The following is a 15623-nucleotide window of genomic DNA, read 5'->3' as shown; positions in this document are numbered from 1 at the left end:
GCCATAAGCTTGTGCTTGCATGGCGGGTCGTTATGCTAGGCCGCAAACCGGATAAGGAGTGAATTGTGAAAGCGTGGATCATGTTGTTGCTGGCCCTGTCCCTGCCTGTGGCAGCGCTGGCCGAAGAAGCCAAAGAAGATACCGCTCCGAAGGTCAGCTACATCACCCTGAGCCCGCCGTTCGTGGGCAACTACGGCCTGGACGGCACGCCGAAACTGAAAGTCTACAAGGCTGATGTGGCGTTGCGGGTGACCGGTGACGAGGCTGCCAAGGCGGTGAAGGCCAATGAACCGTTGATTCGCAATCAATTGGTCGCGCTGTTCGCCCAGCAGACCACCGAGACGATGAACAATGTCGAGGCCAAGGAAAAGCTGCGTCAGGAAGCCCTGAAACAGACCCAGCAGGTGATGAGCGACGAAACCGGCAAGCCGGTGGTTGAGGATTTGTTGTTCAACAACCTGATCATTCAATAAGTCTTTTGCTGCTCTTGCGGGCCTCATCGCGAGCAGGCTCGCTCCCACAGGAGATCTTCAGTGTATGCAGATCCACTGTGGGAGCGAGCCTGCTCGCGATGGCATTCTGATTGACACCGCAAAACTTAAGGCTTGAGTGCAATCACCGCCGCCCACTGCTCCGGCGTCACCGGCATCACCGACAGCCGCGAGCCTTTCTGCACCAGTGGCATCTCGGCCAGCGCCGTCTGCTGCTTCAGGTAATCCAGCTTCAGCACCCTGGCAAACGTCTCGACATGGGCGACATCGATCGCGCTCCAGGCGTTTTTCTCCGCCGTTGCCTTTGGGTCGTAGTAATGACTTTCAGGTTCCAACGCCGTCGGGTCCGGATACGCGGCTTCGACAATCTTGCCGATACCGGCGATGCCCGGCTCCGGGCAGCTGGAATGATAGAAAAAGAACTCATCCCCCACCGCCATGGCCCGCAGGAAGTTGCGTGCCTGATAGTTGCGAACCCCGTCCCAGCGCGCTTTGCCGAGCTTTTCCAGTCCTTTGATCGAGAGTTCGTCGGGCTCGGATTTCATCAGCCAATAGGCCATGTCTTTTGCTCCTTGCGTGGTGATTGAGCAGCTTTTCGGCAATTTTATGACAAACCGACAGTCGGTTGACGTCAGCATTTGCGCAGCGGTTCACGTTGTCGCAAAATGCCGGCCTTTAAAGCTTGACGCTGCTGCACGGCCTACAAACGGAAACCGCTGCTGTCATCGTGTAGATCTGCCTTTGGGGGGCAATCGATGAAACGCAAACCGGATTTACTATGGATTTTGGTCATTTTATTTGGCCTTGGCGTCGTGACCACCGGCTATGCCCAAAGCCTGTGGGCCAGCAAGACCGATGCACCGGTCGGGCTCGCCCAATTGCAGCAACAGTCGACCGCCTTCAAGCGCTGATCCTGTTGTCCCGGCGTCGCTGATCGAAGTGGCGCCTAACCTGCGTAATACCAGGCCTTGTCTGTGACCGTTCCCTGCAGCGGCACATCCCAGCTCGCCTGAGCCAATCGCTCCACCTTCTGACACTCATGGGCCAGCCCCAACAGCGTCGGCTTGCGCCAGTCATTGCGGCGCGCCAGATAGGCCAGGCTCCGATCGTAGAAGCCGCCGCCCATCCCCAGGCGTCCGCCAACATCGTCAAACCCCACCAATGGCAACAACACCAGGTCCAGCGCCCAGATTCTGCGTTGCCGGGCGAGGTTGGCCCGAGGTTCGAGAATGCGGAAGCGGTTGGGTTTGAGTTTTTCCCCTGGCCGGATGCGCTGGAATACCATTTTGGTTCGCGGCCAGGCACTCAGCACCGGCAGATAGGTGGCCTTGCCCCGGCGCTGTGCGGCACGCAGCAACAGGCGCGGATCAATTTCACCGTCGGTCGGAAGATAGAGCGAGATGTGTCTGGCGCGGCGGAACAGCGGTTGCTGGGCCAATTGCTTGTACAGCCCGCGAGCGGCCTGGCGCTGCTGACTGGGTGTCAGTGCGCGACGGGCCTTGCGCAGCATGCGTCGAAGTTGCGGGCGGGGAAGCAGCGCAGGTTCGGTCATGGATTCGGACTTCGGCAGGACGGATACACAAAGCGTACCCGCAAAAACGCCAATGCCGGTATTTAAACCGGCATTGGACTGGAATCAGGCTCCCCGAATGTGTCGCTGTCGACTTAGCCCTTGAACCCGAAAGTTCAAGGTGGAAGATGCAGTAGGCTTTAAGGCTTTCCGTCTAGCGGACATGCACACCAGCCCAACGTGCAACCTCCAGGGTATAGCAAATCGGCTCAGGGACATCGCCAACTGGCAAACACCCCAGGGAGTGAGTGCAGTATACCGCAAGCGGCGACGCGAATCAGCCTTTGGTGACGTCCGGATCGGTCGCCAGGACCAGATCGACGCGATCGAGCAGGTCGCGAACCTGCTCACGGGTCGAGCCGCTGACCTGAACGTCCGGGCGATCTTCCTTGTGCAGCAGGTCGTGGGTGATGTTCAGCGCAGCCATCACGGCGATACGGTCGGCGCCGATGACTTTGCCGCTGCTGCGAATCTCGCGCATCTTGCCGTCCAGATAACGGGCGGCGCTGATCAGGTTACTGCGCTCTTCCTGAGGGCAGATGATCGAATACTCTTTGTCGAGAATCTGCACGGTGACGCTATTGCTTGAACTCATGAGTCTTGCTCCAGGGCCTTGAGGCGCGAAATCATCGACTCGACCTTACGCCGGGCGATTTCGTTTTTTTCAATGAGATGCGCGCGTTCCTCGCGCCAGGTCTTTTCCTGAGCTAGTAAGAGTCCGTTTTGACTCTTAAGTTGCTCGACTCGGGTAATCAGCAATTCGAGTCTGGCCATCAGCGCTTGCAGGTCGGTGTCTTCCATTGTCTTCACTGTCTGATGGGTGTTGGACTGCAGGAGCGAGCTTGCTCGCGATGGTCGCCAACGATAACGCTGGGTCCCTGACAACCCGCGGCGTTCTCGGGTTCATCGCGAGCAAGCTCGCTCCTACAGGGGTAGTCGATGTAGGATACAAGGCCTTCATTCTAGACATAGCGCCGTCTGGCGCCTAGCTGCCCATGACCATTCAGAATTCCCCGTACCAAGGCTTCGCCACCCTGCTGACTTCCAGCGGTTACAACGTCTCGCCTGCTGAACTGCACGGCCTGTTGCTCGGCCGCAGCTGCGCCGGCGCCGGTTTCGACGCCGAAGGCTGGCTGATCGACGCCGCCGAATTGCTCGAAAGCGAGCCGCAGGACAACGTTCGCAACGCCCTGATCGGCCTGCAAGAGATGGTAAAAGGCGAGCTCACCGGCGATGACGTGACCGTCGTTCTGCTGTTGCCGACAGACGACGCCCCGCTCACCGAGCGTGCCGCCGCCCTGGGCCAATGGTGCCAGGGTTTCCTCAGCGGTTTCGGATTGAACTGCCGTGACAGCAGCGCCCTGAGCACCGAGGCCACCGAAGTGCTGCAGGATCTGGCGGCCATCTCCCAGGTGCAAGATGCGCTGGAAGAGTCCGACGACGGCGAAAACGACTATATGGAGGTCATGGAGTACCTGCGCGTCGCGCCGCTGCTGCTGTTCTCCGAGACCAAGAAAGACGTGCCGGCCGCCGCCAAACCGTCGCTGCACTAATCGTTTGCCAGGGAACGCCATCTGCCCATGATCCACATCCCGAAATCGGAATACAGCCGTCGCCGCAAGGCCCTGATGGCGCAGATGGAACCCAACAGCATCGCCATCCTGCCCGCCGCCGCGGTGGCCATTCGTAACCGCGACGTCGAGCACGTCTACCGCCAGGACAGCGACTTCCAGTACCTCAGCGGCTTCCCTGAACCTCAGGCGGTATTGGTGCTGATGCCGGGGCGTGTGCATGGCGAATACATCCTGTTCTGCCGCGAGCGCAACGCCGAGCGCGAATTGTGGGATGGCCTGCGTGCCGGACAGGAAGGTGCGATTCGCGACTTCGGCGCCGACGACGCCTTTCCCATCACCGATATCGACGACATCCTGCCGGGCCTGATCGAAGGCCGTGACCGGGTGTACTCGGCCATGGGCAGCAACCCCGAATTCGACCGCCACCTGATGGAATGGATCAACGTGATCCGCTCCAAGGCCAACCTCGGTGCCCAGCCGCCGAACGAATTCGTTGCCCTGGATCATCTGCTGCACGACATGCGCCTGTATAAATCGGCGGCAGAAGTGAAAGTGATGCGCGAGGCGGCGCGGATTTCCGCCCAGGCGCACGTACGGGCAATGCAGGCCTGCCGCGCCGGGTTGCACGAATTCAGCCTGGAAGCCGAGCTCGATTACGAATTCCGCAAGGGCGGGGCGAAGATGCCGGCCTACGGGTCGATCGTCGCGGCGGGGCGCAACAGCTGCATCCTGCATTACCAGCAGAATGACGCGCTGCTCAAGGACGGTGACCTGGTGCTGATCGACGCCGGGTGCGAGATCGACTGCTACGCCAGCGACATCACCCGGACCTTTCCGGTCAGCGGCAAGTATTCAGCGGAACAGAAAGCGATTTACGAATTGGTGCTGGCCTCCCAGGAAGCCGCCTTTGCCGAAATCGCCCCGAACAAACACTGGAACCAGGCGCACGAGGCCACGGTCCGGGTCATCACGGCCGGGCTGGTCAAGCTGGGGTTGCTCCAGGGTGACGTTGACGAACTGATCGCCAGCGAAGCCTACAAGGCGTTTTACATGCACCGCGCCGGCCATTGGCTGGGCATGGATGTGCACGATGTCGGCGAATACAAGGTCGGCGGCGAGTGGCGCGTACTGGAGGTCGGCATGGCGTTGACCGTGGAGCCGGGGATCTACATTGCTCCGGACAACCAGAGCGTGGCGAAGAAATGGCGCGGCATTGGCGTGCGCATCGAGGACGACGTAGTGGTCACCAGAACCGGCTGTGAAATATTGACGGGCGGCGTGCCGAAAACCGTCAGCGAAATCGAGGCCCTGATGGCGCAAGCACGGACACAAGCGGCATGAGTCGAGTCAACCTGGCAATCATTGGTGGCGGGCTGGTCGGTGCGAGTCTGGCGCTGGCCTTGCAGGCTGGCGCCAAGGCCCGAGGCTGGAAGATCGTGCTGATCGAGCCGTTCGCCCCGGGGGACACCTGGCAACCGAGTTACGACGCCCGCTCTTCGGCGCTGTCCTTTGGCTCGCGACAGATTTACCAACGCCTGGGCGTCTGGCAGGAAGTCTCCCGCCGCGCCGAGCCGATCAAGCAGATTCATGTTTCCGACCGTGGTCGATTCTCGACGGCGCGGTTGTCGGCGATGGAAGAGGGTGTTCCAGCGCTGGGTTATGTCGTTGAAAACGCCTGGCTCGGCCAATGCCTGTGGCAAGGCCTGGACAAGGACGTGATCAGCTGGCGTTGCCCGGCGGAAGTCACCCGCATGGAGCCGCTGACCGATGGCTATCGCCTGACCCTCAATGATGAAACCACCCTTGAGTGCGACCTCGCGGTGCTCGCTGACGGCGGCCGCTCCGGCCTGCGCGAGCAACTGGGGATCGGCATCCGCAAGCGTCCGTACAACCAGAGCGCGCTGATCGCCAACATCACCCCGAGCGAGGCCCACAGCGGCATGGCCTTCGAGCGTTTCACCGACGAAGGCCCGATGGCGTTACTGCCGCTGCCGGAAAACCGCTGTGCACTGGTCTGGACCCGTCTGGGCATGGACGCGCAACGCCTGGCAGCCCTCGATGAGCGCAGTTTCCTCAGTGAATTGCAGGGTGTCTTCGGTTATCGCCTCGGTACGTTGAAGCAGGTCGGTGCACGACATCTGTATCCGCTGACACTGGTCGAGGCCGAAGAACAGGTGCGCCCGCATCTGGCGGTGCTCGGCAACGCGGCGCACAGCCTGCATCCGATTGCCGGCCAGGGGTTCAACCTGTCCCTGCGCGATGCCCAGGCCCTGGCCGATGCCTTGCTCGCCAGCGAAAAACCCTTGGGCGACTTTGCCACCTTGCAGGCCTATCGCGAGCATCAGCGTCTCGACCAGGACCTCACCGTGGGCTTCTCCGATCAGGTCACGCGCCTGTTCGGCAGTACCCAGCCGCTGGTGTCCCTGGGTCGCAACATCGGCTTGCTCGGCCTCGACCTGCTGCCACCGGCCAAACGCTGGTTTGCCCGACAGGCGATGGGGCTGGGGACGCGACCGGATGCCTAGCTGGTTGAACCGCCGATTTGGCAAGGCACGATTGATAAAAAACCTGCCGCACTTGCAGGTCGACATTCATGACGGCGTCGGCCACCTGGTGGCGCGGGTCGGGAAAACCCTTTACGTGCGGCTCAAGCCGCAAGAGAGACAGGCTTAAAGCATGGAAATGCGCGCAGATCTGCTGATTGTCGGGGCCGGAATGGTCGGCAGCGCCCTGGCGCTGGCGTTGCAGAACAGCGGGCTGGAAGTCCTGCTGCTGGACGGCAGCCCCATGAGTGTCAAACCCTTCAACGCTCAGGCCGCTTTTGAGCCGCGGGTGAGCGCCTTGTCGGCTGCGAGCCAACGGATCCTCGAACGCCTTGGCGTCTGGGACGGCATCGCCGGGCGGCGCAGCAGCCCCTACACCGACATGCAGGTCTGGGATGGCAGCGGCACCGGGCAAATTCACTTCTCGGCGGCCAGCGTGCATGCCGAGGTGCTGGGGCATATCGTCGAAAACCGAGTGGTCCAGGATGCCTTGCTCGAGCGCCTGCACGACTGTGACCTGGGGTTGTTGGCCAATGCACGGCTGGAACAGATGCGCCGCTCGGGCGATGACTGGCTGCTGACCCTGGCCGATGGCCGCACCCTGCGCGCACCGCTGGTGATCGCAGCGGATGGCGCCAACTCGGCCGTGCGGCGCCTGGCCGGGGTCGCGACCCGCGAATGGGATTATCTGCACCATGCCATCGTCACCAGCGTGCGTTGCGCCAAGCCGCATCAGATGACGGCCTGGCAGCGCTTCACCGACAACGGTCCGTTGGCGTTTCTGCCACTGGAGCGCGACGGCGAACAGGATTGGTGCTCGATCGTCTGGTCGACCACACCCGGCGAAGCCGAACGCTTGATGGCGATGGATGATCAGGGTTTCTGCAAGGAACTGGAGCGAGCCTTTGAGGGGCGGCTCGGTGAAGTGCTCAGCGCCGACCCGCGCCTGTGTGTGCCTCTGCGCCAGCGGCATGCCAAGCGTTATGTGGCCGAAGGCCTGGCGTTGATCGGCGACGCGGCCCACACCATTCACCCGTTGGCCGGGCAGGGTGTGAACCTCGGATTCCTCGATGCCGCCGTGCTGGCCGAAGTGTTGCTGCAAGCGGCAACCCGTGGCGAACGCCTGGCGGATGTGAAAGTCCTCAGCCGTTACGAGCGTCGGCGCATGCCCCATAACCTGGCACTGATGGCGGCGATGGAGGGCTTCGAGCGCTTGTTCCAGGCGGATCCGTTACCGGTGCGCTGGTTGCGTAATACCGGGTTGAAAATGGTTGAGAAGATGCCCGAGGCCAAGGCCTTGTTCGTGCGTGAAGCGCTGGGGTTGACCGGGGATTTGCCGGCGCTGGCCAAGCCCTGAGTTCTGCATAGAGGCTACTGGCCTCTTCGCGGGCAAGCCCGCTCCCACAGGTATCGCTTTGGGCACGGGATTTGTGAACGACACCGGCCACTGTGGGAGCGGGCTTGCCCGCGAAGGCGTCAGCACAAGCACCAAAAATTCCAGGCGTCGCAACATCCAGTAACGCCTCCGCGATCAGCTTCGATTGAGAAGCTAAATGTGAGTCCTTATCATTTGATCTCATTTTCCAATCGAGAGACCGCTCCCATGTTGGCACCGAAGCGTCTACTGACTGCACTGGCCCTGACCCTGATCGGCAGCACCGCCGCCCAGGCTGCTGACGAGGTGGTGGTCTACTCCTCGCGTATCGACGAGCTGATCAAGCCAGTATTCGATGCCTACACCGCCAAGACCGGCGTGAAGGTGAAGTTCATCACCGACAAGGAAGCGCCGCTGATGCAGCGGCTCAAGGCCGAGGGCGCGAATACGCCGGCCGACCTGCTGCTGACCGTCGATGCCGGCAACCTCTGGCAAGCCGAGCAGATGGGCATCCTCCAGCCGTTCACCTCGAAAACCATCGACGCCAACATTCCGCTGCAGTACCGGGCAGCCTCCCACGCCTGGACCGGCTTGAGCCTGCGGGCGCGGACCATTGCCTACTCCACTGACCGTGTGAAGCCGGGCGAACTGACCACCTACGAAGCACTGGCCGACAAGCAATGGGAAGGCCGCCTGTGCCTGCGTTCGGCGAAGAAGGTTTACAACCAGTCCCTGACCGCGACCATGATCGAAGTGCACGGCGCCGGCAAGACCGAGGAAATCCTCAAGGGCTGGGTCAAGAACCTGTCTACTGACGTATTCTCCGACGACACCGCGGTGCTTGAAGCGATCAATGCCGGCCAGTGCGATGTTGGCATCGTCAACACCTACTATTACGGCCGCCTGCACAAGCAGAAGCCGGATCTGCCGGTGAAACTGTTCTGGCCGAACCAGGCCGACCGTGGCGTACACATCAACCTGTCGGGTATCGGCCTGACCCAACACGCGCCACACCCAGAAGCGGCCAAGGCCCTGGTGGAGTGGATGACCACGCCTGAAGCGCAGAAAATCTTTGCCGACGTGAACCAGGAGTTCCCGGCCAACCCGGCCGTGCAGCCATCGGCTGAAGTCGCCGCATGGGGCAAGTTCATCGCTGATACCTTGCCTGTGGAAATCGCCGGCAAGCGCCAGGCTGAGGCGATTCGCCTGATGGACAAGGCTGGCTGGAACTAAATCGACCGTTATACTGCGCCCCGCCCATGCGGGGCGTTTTGTTTAAGTGCCCCGTGCTTTTGACTCCGTAGGAGCGAGCTTGCTTGCGATGAGCGTCAGGGCACCGCGGACCGTCAGGCTCCCTGCGTTATCGTTGACGTTTTTCGCGAGCAAGCTCGCTCCTACAGTGTCGATTTCACCCATTAATAGTAGAGAACCAAGCCTGTGGCCCACCCCGCCCAACGCCGCTGGTATCCCGTCGTCTTCGCCATCGCTGCGCTGGTCCTGTTGCCCCTGAGCGTCTTGCTGCTTTCCTGGCAAACCATCGACGTTCAAATCTGGTCCCACCTGTGGGATACGCAGATGCCGCGCTTGCTGGGCAACACGCTGACGCTAGTGTTCGGCGTTGGTGTGGGTGTCACCCTGCTGGGTGTCAGCCTTGCCTGGCTTACCAGCCTTTGCGAATTCCCCGGCCGGCGCTGGCTGGACTGGGCGCTGATGCTGCCCTTCGCGATTCCGGCCTATGTGCTGGCCTTCGTCTTCGTCGGCCTGCTGGATTTTGCCGGGCCCGTGCAAACCCTGCTGCGCGAATGGTTCGGCAGCGGTCTGCGGCTGCCGCGCGTGCGCTCCACGGGGGGCGTGATTGTGGTGCTGGTGCTGGTTTTCTATCCCTATGTGTATCTGCTGGCCCGCACGGCCTTCCTCGCCCAGGGCAAAGGCCTGATGGAAGCGGCGCGGGTCCTTGGTCAATCGCCCTGGCAAGCGTTCTGGCGTGTGGCATTGCCCATGGCGCGGCCGGCCATCGGTGCGGGCGTGGCATTGGCGCTGATGGAAACCCTGGCGGATTTCGGCGCAGTGTCGGTGTTTAACTTCGATACCTTCACCACGGCCATCTACAAGACCTGGTACGGTTTTTTCAGCCTGTCTTCCGCCGCGCAACTGGCCAGCTTGTTGCTGCTGGTGGTGATGCTCGTACTCTACGGCGAACGGCGTGCTCGCGGGGCCAACCGGGCGGGCAACGAGCGGCCACGGGTCAAGGCGCTGTACCACCTGCGGGGCTTGAAGGCTCTGGCGGCCTCGACCTGGTGCGGTCTGGTGTTTGCCTGCGCTTTCGTTATCCCGATGTTGCAATTGGCGGTGTGGTTCTGGCAGCGCGGGCGCTTCGATCTCGACGAGCGCTACACCGGGTTGATCGTCCATACCTTGTACCTGGGGGCGATGGCGGCGTTGATCACCGTCAGCGTCGCCTTGTTGCTGGCGTTTGCCCGACGCCTGGCACCCACCCGGGTCATTCGCACCGGGGTCAGTCTGGCCAATCTGGGTTACGCCTTGCCGGGCTCGGTGCTGGCGGTGTCGATCATGCTGGCGTTCAGTTACCTGGATCGCGAGCTGGTGATCCCGCTCTCGAGCTGGCTCGGTGGCGCGGGCAAGCCGCTGCTGCTGGGCAGTCTGTCAGCGTTGTTGCTGGCCTATCTGGTGCGCTTCATTGCGGTGGCCTACGGACCACTGGAAAGCAGTCTGGCGCGTATACGGCCATCTTTGCCCGAAGCGGCACGTAGCCTTGGCGTCAGTGGGCCGCGACTGTTTTTCAAAGTGTATCTACCGTTGTTGTTGCCCGGCACCTTGAGCGCGGCGCTGCTGGTGTTCGTCGACGTGCTCAAGGAAATGCCCGCGACCCTGCTGATGCGCCCGTTTGGCTGGGACACGCTGGCGGTGCGGATCTTTGAAATGACCAGCGAAGGAGAATGGGCGAGGGCATCTTTGCCAGCGTTGACCCTGGTGCTGGTCGGGCTGCTGCCGGTCATCGGATTGATCCGGCGCTCTGCGCATCGAAACAGCTAGGTGTCAGTCCTACACCTTGCGGCTACAATGCGCGGCATTCGGTGCGGTCCGTCTGACAGACTAGGTAGCTGAAATCGGCTAAAGGCCTTTTGTTTCAAGGCATTCAGTCCGTGCAGCACTTGCCCGCACCTTCGCCACGCCCGGAAGGAGAAACCCATGGGACAGCGTACGCCTCTGTATGACCTTCATCTCGCGCTCGGCGCAAAGATGGTCGATTTTGGCGGTTGGGACATGCCTCTGCATTATGGATCGCAGGTCGAGGAACACCATCAGGTGCGCCGCGATTGCGGTGTCTTCGATGTATCCCACATGACCGTTATCGACGTCGGCGGCCCCCAGGCCAAAGCCTGGCTTCAGCATTTGCTGGCCAATGATGTCGAACGCCTGCACAGCTCCGGCCGTGCGTTATACAGCACCATGCTCAACGAGCAAGGCGGCATCGTCGACGACATGATCGTCTACCGTCTCGACGAGGGCTATCGCCTGGTGGTCAATGCCTCCACTCGCGATCAGGACATGGCCTGGATGCAAGCGCGTCTCGACGGTTTCGACGTGCAGCTTCGCGAGCGTTCCGAGTTGGCGATGCTGGCCATCCAGGGGCCTCACGCCCGACAAAAAATTGCCGAGCTGGTCAACCAGTCTCGCGGCAACCTGATCCAGCTCCTCAAGCCCTTCGAAGGCCTGCCCGATGGTGACTGGTTCATCGCGCGCACCGGTTATACCGGCGAAGACGGCCTGGAAATCATTCTGCCGGCGGATCAGGCACCCGGGTTCTTCAACGATCTGGTCGGTGCCGGGATTTCTCCCATCGGTCTTGGCGCGCGGGATACCTTGCGGGTCGAAGCCGGCATGAACCTTTACGGTCAGGATATCCAGCAAGATGTTTCACCCCTGGCCTCCAATATGGCCTGGACCATCGCCTGGGAACCTGCCACCCGGCAGTTCATCGGGCGCAAGGCCCTGGAAACCGAGCAAGCCGCTGGTGTACAGCACAAACTGGTCGGTCTGGTCCTTGAGGAACGCGGTGTTTTACGCGCTCATCAGGTCGTGCGCATCGCCGATGTTGGCGAAGGGGAGATCACCAGTGGTAGTTTCTCTCCTACGCTTAGCAAGTCGATAGCACTGGCGCGCGTGCCGATGGCAACTGCCGACCGCGCTGAAGTGGAAATTCGTGGCAAGTGGTACCCGGTCCGGGTGGTCAAACCGACCTTCGTACGCCACGGCAAAACCTTGATCTAATCTTTTCCAGCGGTTAACGACCGCTGACAATTTCCTGAGGACACAGAACATGAGCAATATCCCTGCCGACCTGCGTTTTGCCGAAAGTCACGAATGGGCACGTCTGGAAGCCGATGGCACCGTCACCGTGGGCATCAGCGATCACGCGCAGGAAGCGCTGGGTGATGTGGTGTTCGTCGAGCTGACCGAAGTCGGCAACGTGTTTGCCGCTGAAGATCAGGCGGGTGTCGTTGAATCGGTTAAAGCCGCTTCCGATATCTACTCCCCGATTGCCGGTGAAGTGATCGCGGTCAATGAAGACCTGAGCGCTTCGCCGGAACTGCTCAACAGCGACCCGTACGGCGCGTGGATCTTCAAGCTCAAGCCAAGCAACACCGCCGATCTGGAAAAACTGCTGGATGCCGCCGGCTACAAGGCCGCCATCGGCGAGTAATACTCGCCCCCCCGTAGGAATTGCCGCAGGCTGCGATCTTTTGCCTTTGTTTTTAAAATCAAAGTCAAAAGATCGCAGCCTGCGGCAGCTCCTACAGTCAAGACCGCAAGACGGCTTTGCTCATCGCCGTGAACATGCCCTCCTTAAAACCGCGCTCGCGGTAAAGGCTCAACAGGTGAATCGGTGGGTAGTGATAGCCGATCCCGATCCAGACCCCCAATGCCTGCATCTGCGCCATGAAAGTCGCCCGTGCCTGGGCCGCATCCTTTGCGCGTCACCGGGTCTATGTCGGCAAACACCGGGGTGGCGGAGCCGGATTGGCTGACGACGCCACGCCATCCACGCGAAGATCGACTGCTATGCTGGTTTGACCGTGTTGCATCGACGCTGAGCGCCAGTCAAGAGAGAGCCCGTCATGTCCCAGTTGCCGTCCCTGAGCCAGTTACACGACCCCAATGCCTTTCTGCGCCGCCACCTAGGACCCGATGCCGCCGAGCAACAGGCGATGCTCGACAGCCTTGGCCTGGGCAGCCGGGTCGAATTGATCGAGCAAACCGTGCCGCCAGGCATCCGCCTCAACCGGGCGCTGGACCTGCCCCCGGCGCTCGATGAAGAGGCCGCCCTGGCCAAGCTGCGTGGTTATGCCGAGCAGAACCAGATATGGACCAGCCTGATCGGCATGGGCTACCACGGTACCCTCACACCGGCGGTCATTCTGCGTAACGTACTGGAAAATCCCGGCTGGTACACCGCGTACACACCCTATCAACCGGAGATCGCCCAAGGGCGGCTCGAAGCGCTGCTGAACTTCCAGCAAATGACCATCGATCTGACCGGTCTGGAACTGGCCAACGCCTCGCTGCTCGATGAGGCCACCGCCGCGGCGGAAGCCATGGCCCTGGCCAAGCGGGTCGCCAAGTCCAAAAGCAATCTGTTCTTTGTCGACGAAAACTGCCACCCGCAAACCATTTCCGTGGTGCAGACCCGCGCCGAAGGTTTCGGCTTCGAGCTGATCGTCGACGCTGTGGATAACTTGAAGCAGCACCAGGTGTTCGGCGCGCTGCTGCAATACCCTGACACCCACGGCGAGATCCACGACCTGCGGCCGCTGATCGATCACCTGCACGCGCAACAGGCCCTGGCCTGTGTCGCCACGGATTTGCTGAGCCTGTTGCTGCTGACCCCGCCGGGTGAACTGGGCGCCGATGTGGTGTTCGGCTCGTCCCAGCGATTTGGCGTGCCCATGGGCTACGGCGGGCCACATGCGGCATTTTTTGCCAGTCGCGATGAGTACAAACGGGCGATTCCCGGGCGCATCATCGGTGTTTCGAAAGATGCGCGAGGCAACACCGCCCTGCGCATGGCCCTGCAAACCCGCGAGCAGCACATTCGCCGGGAGAAGGCCAACTCCAACATCTGCACGGCCCAGGTGCTGCTGGCCAATATCGCCAGTTTCTATGCGGTCTACCACGGCCCGGAAGGGCTCAAGCGGATCGCCCAGCGGGTTCACCGGCTGACCTGCATCCTGGCCGCCGGGCTTGAGCGCAAGGGTATCACCCGGGTCAATCGGCACTTCTTCGACACCCTGACGCTGGAAGTCGGCGGAACCCAGACCGCGATCATCGAAAGTGCCCGGGCCGCGCAGATCAACCTGCGCATTCTCGGGCGCGGCGAACTGGGCTTGAGTCTCGACGAGACCTGCGACGAAACCACCGTGGCGAAGCTGTTCGACGTGTTTCTGGGGGCCGATCACGGGCTCAGTATCGAGGACCTGGATGCCGAAGTCCTGCCTGGCGGAATTCCCCAAGGGTTGGTGCGAACTTCGCCTTATCTGCGCCATCCGGTATTCAGCGCCCATCACAGCGAAACCGAGATGCTGCGCTACCTCAAGCAACTGGAAAACAAGGACCTGGCGCTCAATCAATCGATGATCCCGCTGGGCTCCTGCACCATGAAGCTCAACGCCACCAGCGAGATGATCCCGATCACCTGGCCGCAGTTTGCCAACCTGCACCCGTTCGTGCCGAAAGAGCAGGCCGCCGGATACGGGCTGATGATCGAGGAGCTGGAGCGCTGGTTGTGCGCGATCACCGGTTTCGATGCAATCTGCATGCAGCCCAACTCCGGTGCCCAAGGCGAATACGCCGGCCTGCTGGCGATTCGCAAATACCATGAGAGCCGGCAACAGGGCGGCCGCGATATCTGCCTGATTCCTTCGTCGGCGCACGGCACCAATCCCGCGTCGGCGCAAATGGCCGGGATGCGCGTGGTGATCGTCGAGTGTGACGAGGCGGGCAACGTCGACCTGGATGACCTCAAGGAAAAAGCCGCGCAGGCCGCCGACAAACTCGCCTGCCTGATGGCGACCTATCCTTCGACCCATGGCGTGTATGAGGAAGGCATCAGCGAAATCTGTGAAGTGATCCACCAGCATGGCGGTCAGGTGTACATGGATGGCGCCAACCTCAACGCCCAGGTCGGGCTGGCGCGGCCGGCGGATATTGGCGCCGATGTCTCGCACATGAACCTGCACAAGACCTTCTGCATTCCCCATGGTGGCGGCGGTCCGGGCATGGGGCCGATCGGAGTACGGGCGCATCTGGCGCCGTTCGTGGCCAACCATCCGGTGGTGCCGATCGACGGGCCGCAGCCGCAGAATGGCGCCGTCAGTGCGGCGCCCTGGGGCAGTGCAAGCATTCTGCCGATCAGCTGGATGTACATCGCCATGATGGGGCCGCAACTGGCGGACGCCAGCGAAGTGGCGATCCTTGCTGCGAATTACCTGGCGCGGCATTTGTCCGGTGCCTTTCCGGTGCTCTACACCGGGCGTAATGAACGGGTAGCCCACGAATGCATCCTCGACCTGCGACCGCTCAAGGCGTTGACCGGCATCACCGAAGAGGACGTCGCCAAGCGCCTGATGGACTACGGCTTCCACGCCCCGACCATGTCGTTCCCGGTGCCGGGGACGCTGATGGTCGAACCGACCGAAAGTGAATCGAAGGCGGAGCTGGACAGGTTTATCGGGGCGATGCTGAGCATCCGCGCGGAAATCAACGAGGTGCAGAACGGTAACTGGCCGGCAGAAGAAAACCCGTTGAAAGGTGCGCCGCATACGCTGGCCGATATCACCGGCGTGTGGGAGCGGCCGTACAGCATCGAGCAAGCCGTCACGCCGGACGCGCATACCAAGGCTCACAAATACTGGCCGGTGGTGAACCGGGTGGACAATGTGTATGGAGATCGGAACCTGTTTTGTGCGTGTGTGCCGGTTGACGACTACCGCTGACATTTGCGGCTGTACATAACCCCTGTGGGAGCGAGCCTGCTCGCGAATGCGGTGT

16 protein-coding genes, 1 other RNA gene and 1 pseudogene are annotated in these 15623 nt (G+C 61.6%); 12 read left to right on the top strand and 6 right to left on the bottom strand.

Going from position 1 to position 15623, the window contains the following annotated elements; all coding sequences use genetic code 11:
* The first annotated feature begins 65 nt into the window (after positions 1–65).
* The gene (locus tag PPUTUW4_RS26585) at positions 66–473 is read left to right on the top strand and encodes a flagellar basal body-associated protein FliL (protein ID WP_015097307.1); all 408 of its coding nucleotides are present in this window, start codon (positions 66–68) and stop codon (positions 471–473) included.
* A 125-nt stretch (positions 474–598) separates the two neighbouring features.
* Here PPUTUW4_RS26585 and PPUTUW4_RS26580 read toward each other — a convergent pair whose 3' ends face one another.
* Positions 599–1051, bottom strand: a complete 453-nt coding sequence (locus tag PPUTUW4_RS26580) for an EVE domain-containing protein (RefSeq protein ID WP_015097306.1) — start codon at positions 1049–1051, stop codon at positions 599–601.
* A gap of 195 nt (positions 1052–1246) precedes the next feature.
* On the opposite strand from PPUTUW4_RS26580, the gene PPUTUW4_RS30085 reads away from it, so the two are divergent.
* Positions 1247–1402: a hypothetical protein gene (locus PPUTUW4_RS30085; RefSeq protein ID WP_015097305.1), complete on the top strand. Its 156-nt coding sequence runs from the start codon at positions 1247–1249 to the stop codon at positions 1400–1402.
* Between the two features lie 35 nt (positions 1403–1437).
* Here PPUTUW4_RS30085 and PPUTUW4_RS26575 read toward each other — a convergent pair whose 3' ends face one another.
* The 4 genes from PPUTUW4_RS26575 to PPUTUW4_RS26565 form a co-directional block, all read right to left on the bottom strand.
* Complete coding sequence (locus PPUTUW4_RS26575; RefSeq protein WP_007978899.1) at positions 1438–2043, bottom strand: 5-formyltetrahydrofolate cyclo-ligase; 606 nt, start codon at positions 2041–2043, stop codon at positions 1438–1440.
* Positions 2044–2129: 86 nt separating this feature from the next.
* Positions 2130–2308: non-coding RNA, 6S RNA (gene ssrS / locus PPUTUW4_RS28540), on the bottom strand.
* A 30-nt stretch (positions 2309–2338) separates the two neighbouring features.
* On the bottom strand, positions 2339–2656 hold the full coding sequence (locus PPUTUW4_RS26570; protein WP_015097304.1) for a cell division protein ZapA: 318 nt from the start codon (positions 2654–2656) through the stop codon (positions 2339–2341).
* Complete coding sequence (locus PPUTUW4_RS26565; protein WP_007982902.1) at positions 2653–2862, bottom strand: TIGR02449 family protein; 210 nt, start codon at positions 2860–2862, stop codon at positions 2653–2655. Before PPUTUW4_RS26565 ends, PPUTUW4_RS26570 begins: the two co-directional genes overlap by 4 nt.
* Before the next feature lie 194 nt (positions 2863–3056).
* Between PPUTUW4_RS26565 and PPUTUW4_RS26555 the strand changes: the two genes are divergently transcribed.
* From PPUTUW4_RS26555 to gcvH, 9 genes and pseudogenes are all read left to right on the top strand, one after another.
* Positions 3057–3614: a YecA family protein gene (locus tag PPUTUW4_RS26555; RefSeq protein ID WP_015097303.1), complete on the top strand. Its 558-nt coding sequence runs from the start codon at positions 3057–3059 to the stop codon at positions 3612–3614.
* A gap of 27 nt (positions 3615–3641) precedes the next feature.
* Complete coding sequence (pepP, locus tag PPUTUW4_RS26550) at positions 3642–4976, top strand: Xaa-Pro aminopeptidase (protein WP_015097302.1); 1335 nt, start codon at positions 3642–3644, stop codon at positions 4974–4976.
* A complete protein-coding gene (gene ubiH, locus PPUTUW4_RS26545; protein WP_015097301.1) occupies positions 4973–6160 on the top strand; it encodes a 2-octaprenyl-6-methoxyphenyl hydroxylase in 1188 nt (395 codons plus the stop codon). Before pepP ends, ubiH begins: the two co-directional genes overlap by 4 nt.
* Positions 6161–6197: 37 nt before the next feature.
* Positions 6198–6308 (top strand): annotated as a pseudogene (locus tag PPUTUW4_RS28535) (tetrameric acyl-CoA thioesterase); the annotation flags it as partial.
* Positions 6309–6317: 9 nt separating this feature from the next.
* Positions 6318–7535, top strand: a complete 1218-nt coding sequence (locus PPUTUW4_RS26540) for a 2-octaprenyl-3-methyl-6-methoxy-1,4-benzoquinol hydroxylase (protein ID WP_177325128.1) — start codon at positions 6318–6320, stop codon at positions 7533–7535.
* Positions 7536–7781: 246 nt separating this feature from the next.
* Positions 7782–8786: an extracellular solute-binding protein gene (locus tag PPUTUW4_RS26535; protein ID WP_015097299.1), complete on the top strand. Its 1005-nt coding sequence runs from the start codon at positions 7782–7784 to the stop codon at positions 8784–8786.
* Positions 8787–8990: 204 nt separating this feature from the next.
* A complete protein-coding gene (locus PPUTUW4_RS26530) occupies positions 8991–10607 on the top strand; it encodes an iron ABC transporter permease (RefSeq protein WP_015097298.1) in 1617 nt (538 codons plus the stop codon).
* Between the two features lie 156 nt (positions 10608–10763).
* The gene (gene gcvT / locus PPUTUW4_RS26525; RefSeq protein ID WP_015097297.1) at positions 10764–11846 is read left to right on the top strand and encodes a glycine cleavage system aminomethyltransferase GcvT; all 1083 of its coding nucleotides are present in this window, start codon (positions 10764–10766) and stop codon (positions 11844–11846) included.
* 49 nt (positions 11847–11895) lie between these two features.
* The gene (gene gcvH, locus PPUTUW4_RS26520; RefSeq protein ID WP_007978918.1) at positions 11896–12279 is read left to right on the top strand and encodes a glycine cleavage system protein GcvH; all 384 of its coding nucleotides are present in this window, start codon (positions 11896–11898) and stop codon (positions 12277–12279) included.
* A gap of 97 nt (positions 12280–12376) precedes the next feature.
* Here gcvH and PPUTUW4_RS29955 read toward each other — a convergent pair whose 3' ends face one another.
* Positions 12377–12517 (bottom strand): hypothetical protein, encoded by a 141-nt coding sequence (locus PPUTUW4_RS29955; RefSeq protein ID WP_158467559.1) that lies wholly within the window; start codon positions 12515–12517, stop codon positions 12377–12379.
* A gap of 177 nt (positions 12518–12694) precedes the next feature.
* Here PPUTUW4_RS29955 and gcvP point away from each other — a divergent pair, with 177 nt between their 5' ends.
* Positions 12695–15568: an aminomethyl-transferring glycine dehydrogenase gene (gene gcvP, locus PPUTUW4_RS26515; protein ID WP_015097296.1), complete on the top strand. Its 2874-nt coding sequence runs from the start codon at positions 12695–12697 to the stop codon at positions 15566–15568.
* The last annotated feature ends 55 nt before the right edge of the window (positions 15569–15623 follow it).

Source organism: Pseudomonas sp. UW4, assembly GCF_000316175.1.
Lineage (GTDB): Bacteria > Pseudomonadota > Gammaproteobacteria > Pseudomonadales > Pseudomonadaceae > Aquipseudomonas > Aquipseudomonas laurylsulfatiphila.
The sequence above is the reverse complement of the archived record's forward strand: the minus strand, read 5'-3'. Positions and strand labels throughout refer to the sequence as shown.

Excerpts from the sequence above, each read along its gene's own strand:
- PPUTUW4_RS26565 (WP_007982902.1), bottom strand. The coding sequence starts at position 2,862 with ATGGAAGACACCGACCTGCAAGCGCTGATGGCCAGACTCGAATTGCTG.
- PPUTUW4_RS30085 (WP_015097305.1), top strand. The coding sequence starts at position 1,247 with ATGAAACGCAAACCGGATTTACTATGGATTTTGGTCATTTTATTTGGC.
- gcvT (WP_015097297.1), top strand. The coding sequence starts at position 10,764 with ATGGGACAGCGTACGCCTCTGTATGACCTTCATCTCGCGCTCGGCGCA.
- ubiH (WP_015097301.1), top strand. The coding sequence starts at position 4,973 with ATGAGTCGAGTCAACCTGGCAATCATTGGTGGCGGGCTGGTCGGTGCG.
- pepP (WP_015097302.1), top strand. The coding sequence starts at position 3,642 with ATGATCCACATCCCGAAATCGGAATACAGCCGTCGCCGCAAGGCCCTG.
- PPUTUW4_RS26575 (WP_007978899.1), bottom strand. The coding sequence starts at position 2,043 with ATGACCGAACCTGCGCTGCTTCCCCGCCCGCAACTTCGACGCATGCTG.
- PPUTUW4_RS29955 (WP_158467559.1), bottom strand. The coding sequence starts at position 12,517 with ATGGCGCAGATGCAGGCATTGGGGGTCTGGATCGGGATCGGCTATCAC.
- PPUTUW4_RS26540 (WP_177325128.1), top strand. The coding sequence starts at position 6,318 with ATGCGCGCAGATCTGCTGATTGTCGGGGCCGGAATGGTCGGCAGCGCC.
- PPUTUW4_RS26570 (WP_015097304.1), bottom strand. The coding sequence starts at position 2,656 with ATGAGTTCAAGCAATAGCGTCACCGTGCAGATTCTCGACAAAGAGTAT.
- PPUTUW4_RS26535 (WP_015097299.1), top strand. The coding sequence starts at position 7,782 with ATGTTGGCACCGAAGCGTCTACTGACTGCACTGGCCCTGACCCTGATC.
- PPUTUW4_RS26555 (WP_015097303.1), top strand. The coding sequence starts at position 3,057 with ATGACCATTCAGAATTCCCCGTACCAAGGCTTCGCCACCCTGCTGACT.
- gcvP (WP_015097296.1), top strand. The coding sequence starts at position 12,695 with ATGTCCCAGTTGCCGTCCCTGAGCCAGTTACACGACCCCAATGCCTTT.
- PPUTUW4_RS26580 (WP_015097306.1), bottom strand. The coding sequence starts at position 1,051 with ATGGCCTATTGGCTGATGAAATCCGAGCCCGACGAACTCTCGATCAAA.
- gcvH (WP_007978918.1), top strand. The coding sequence starts at position 11,896 with ATGAGCAATATCCCTGCCGACCTGCGTTTTGCCGAAAGTCACGAATGG.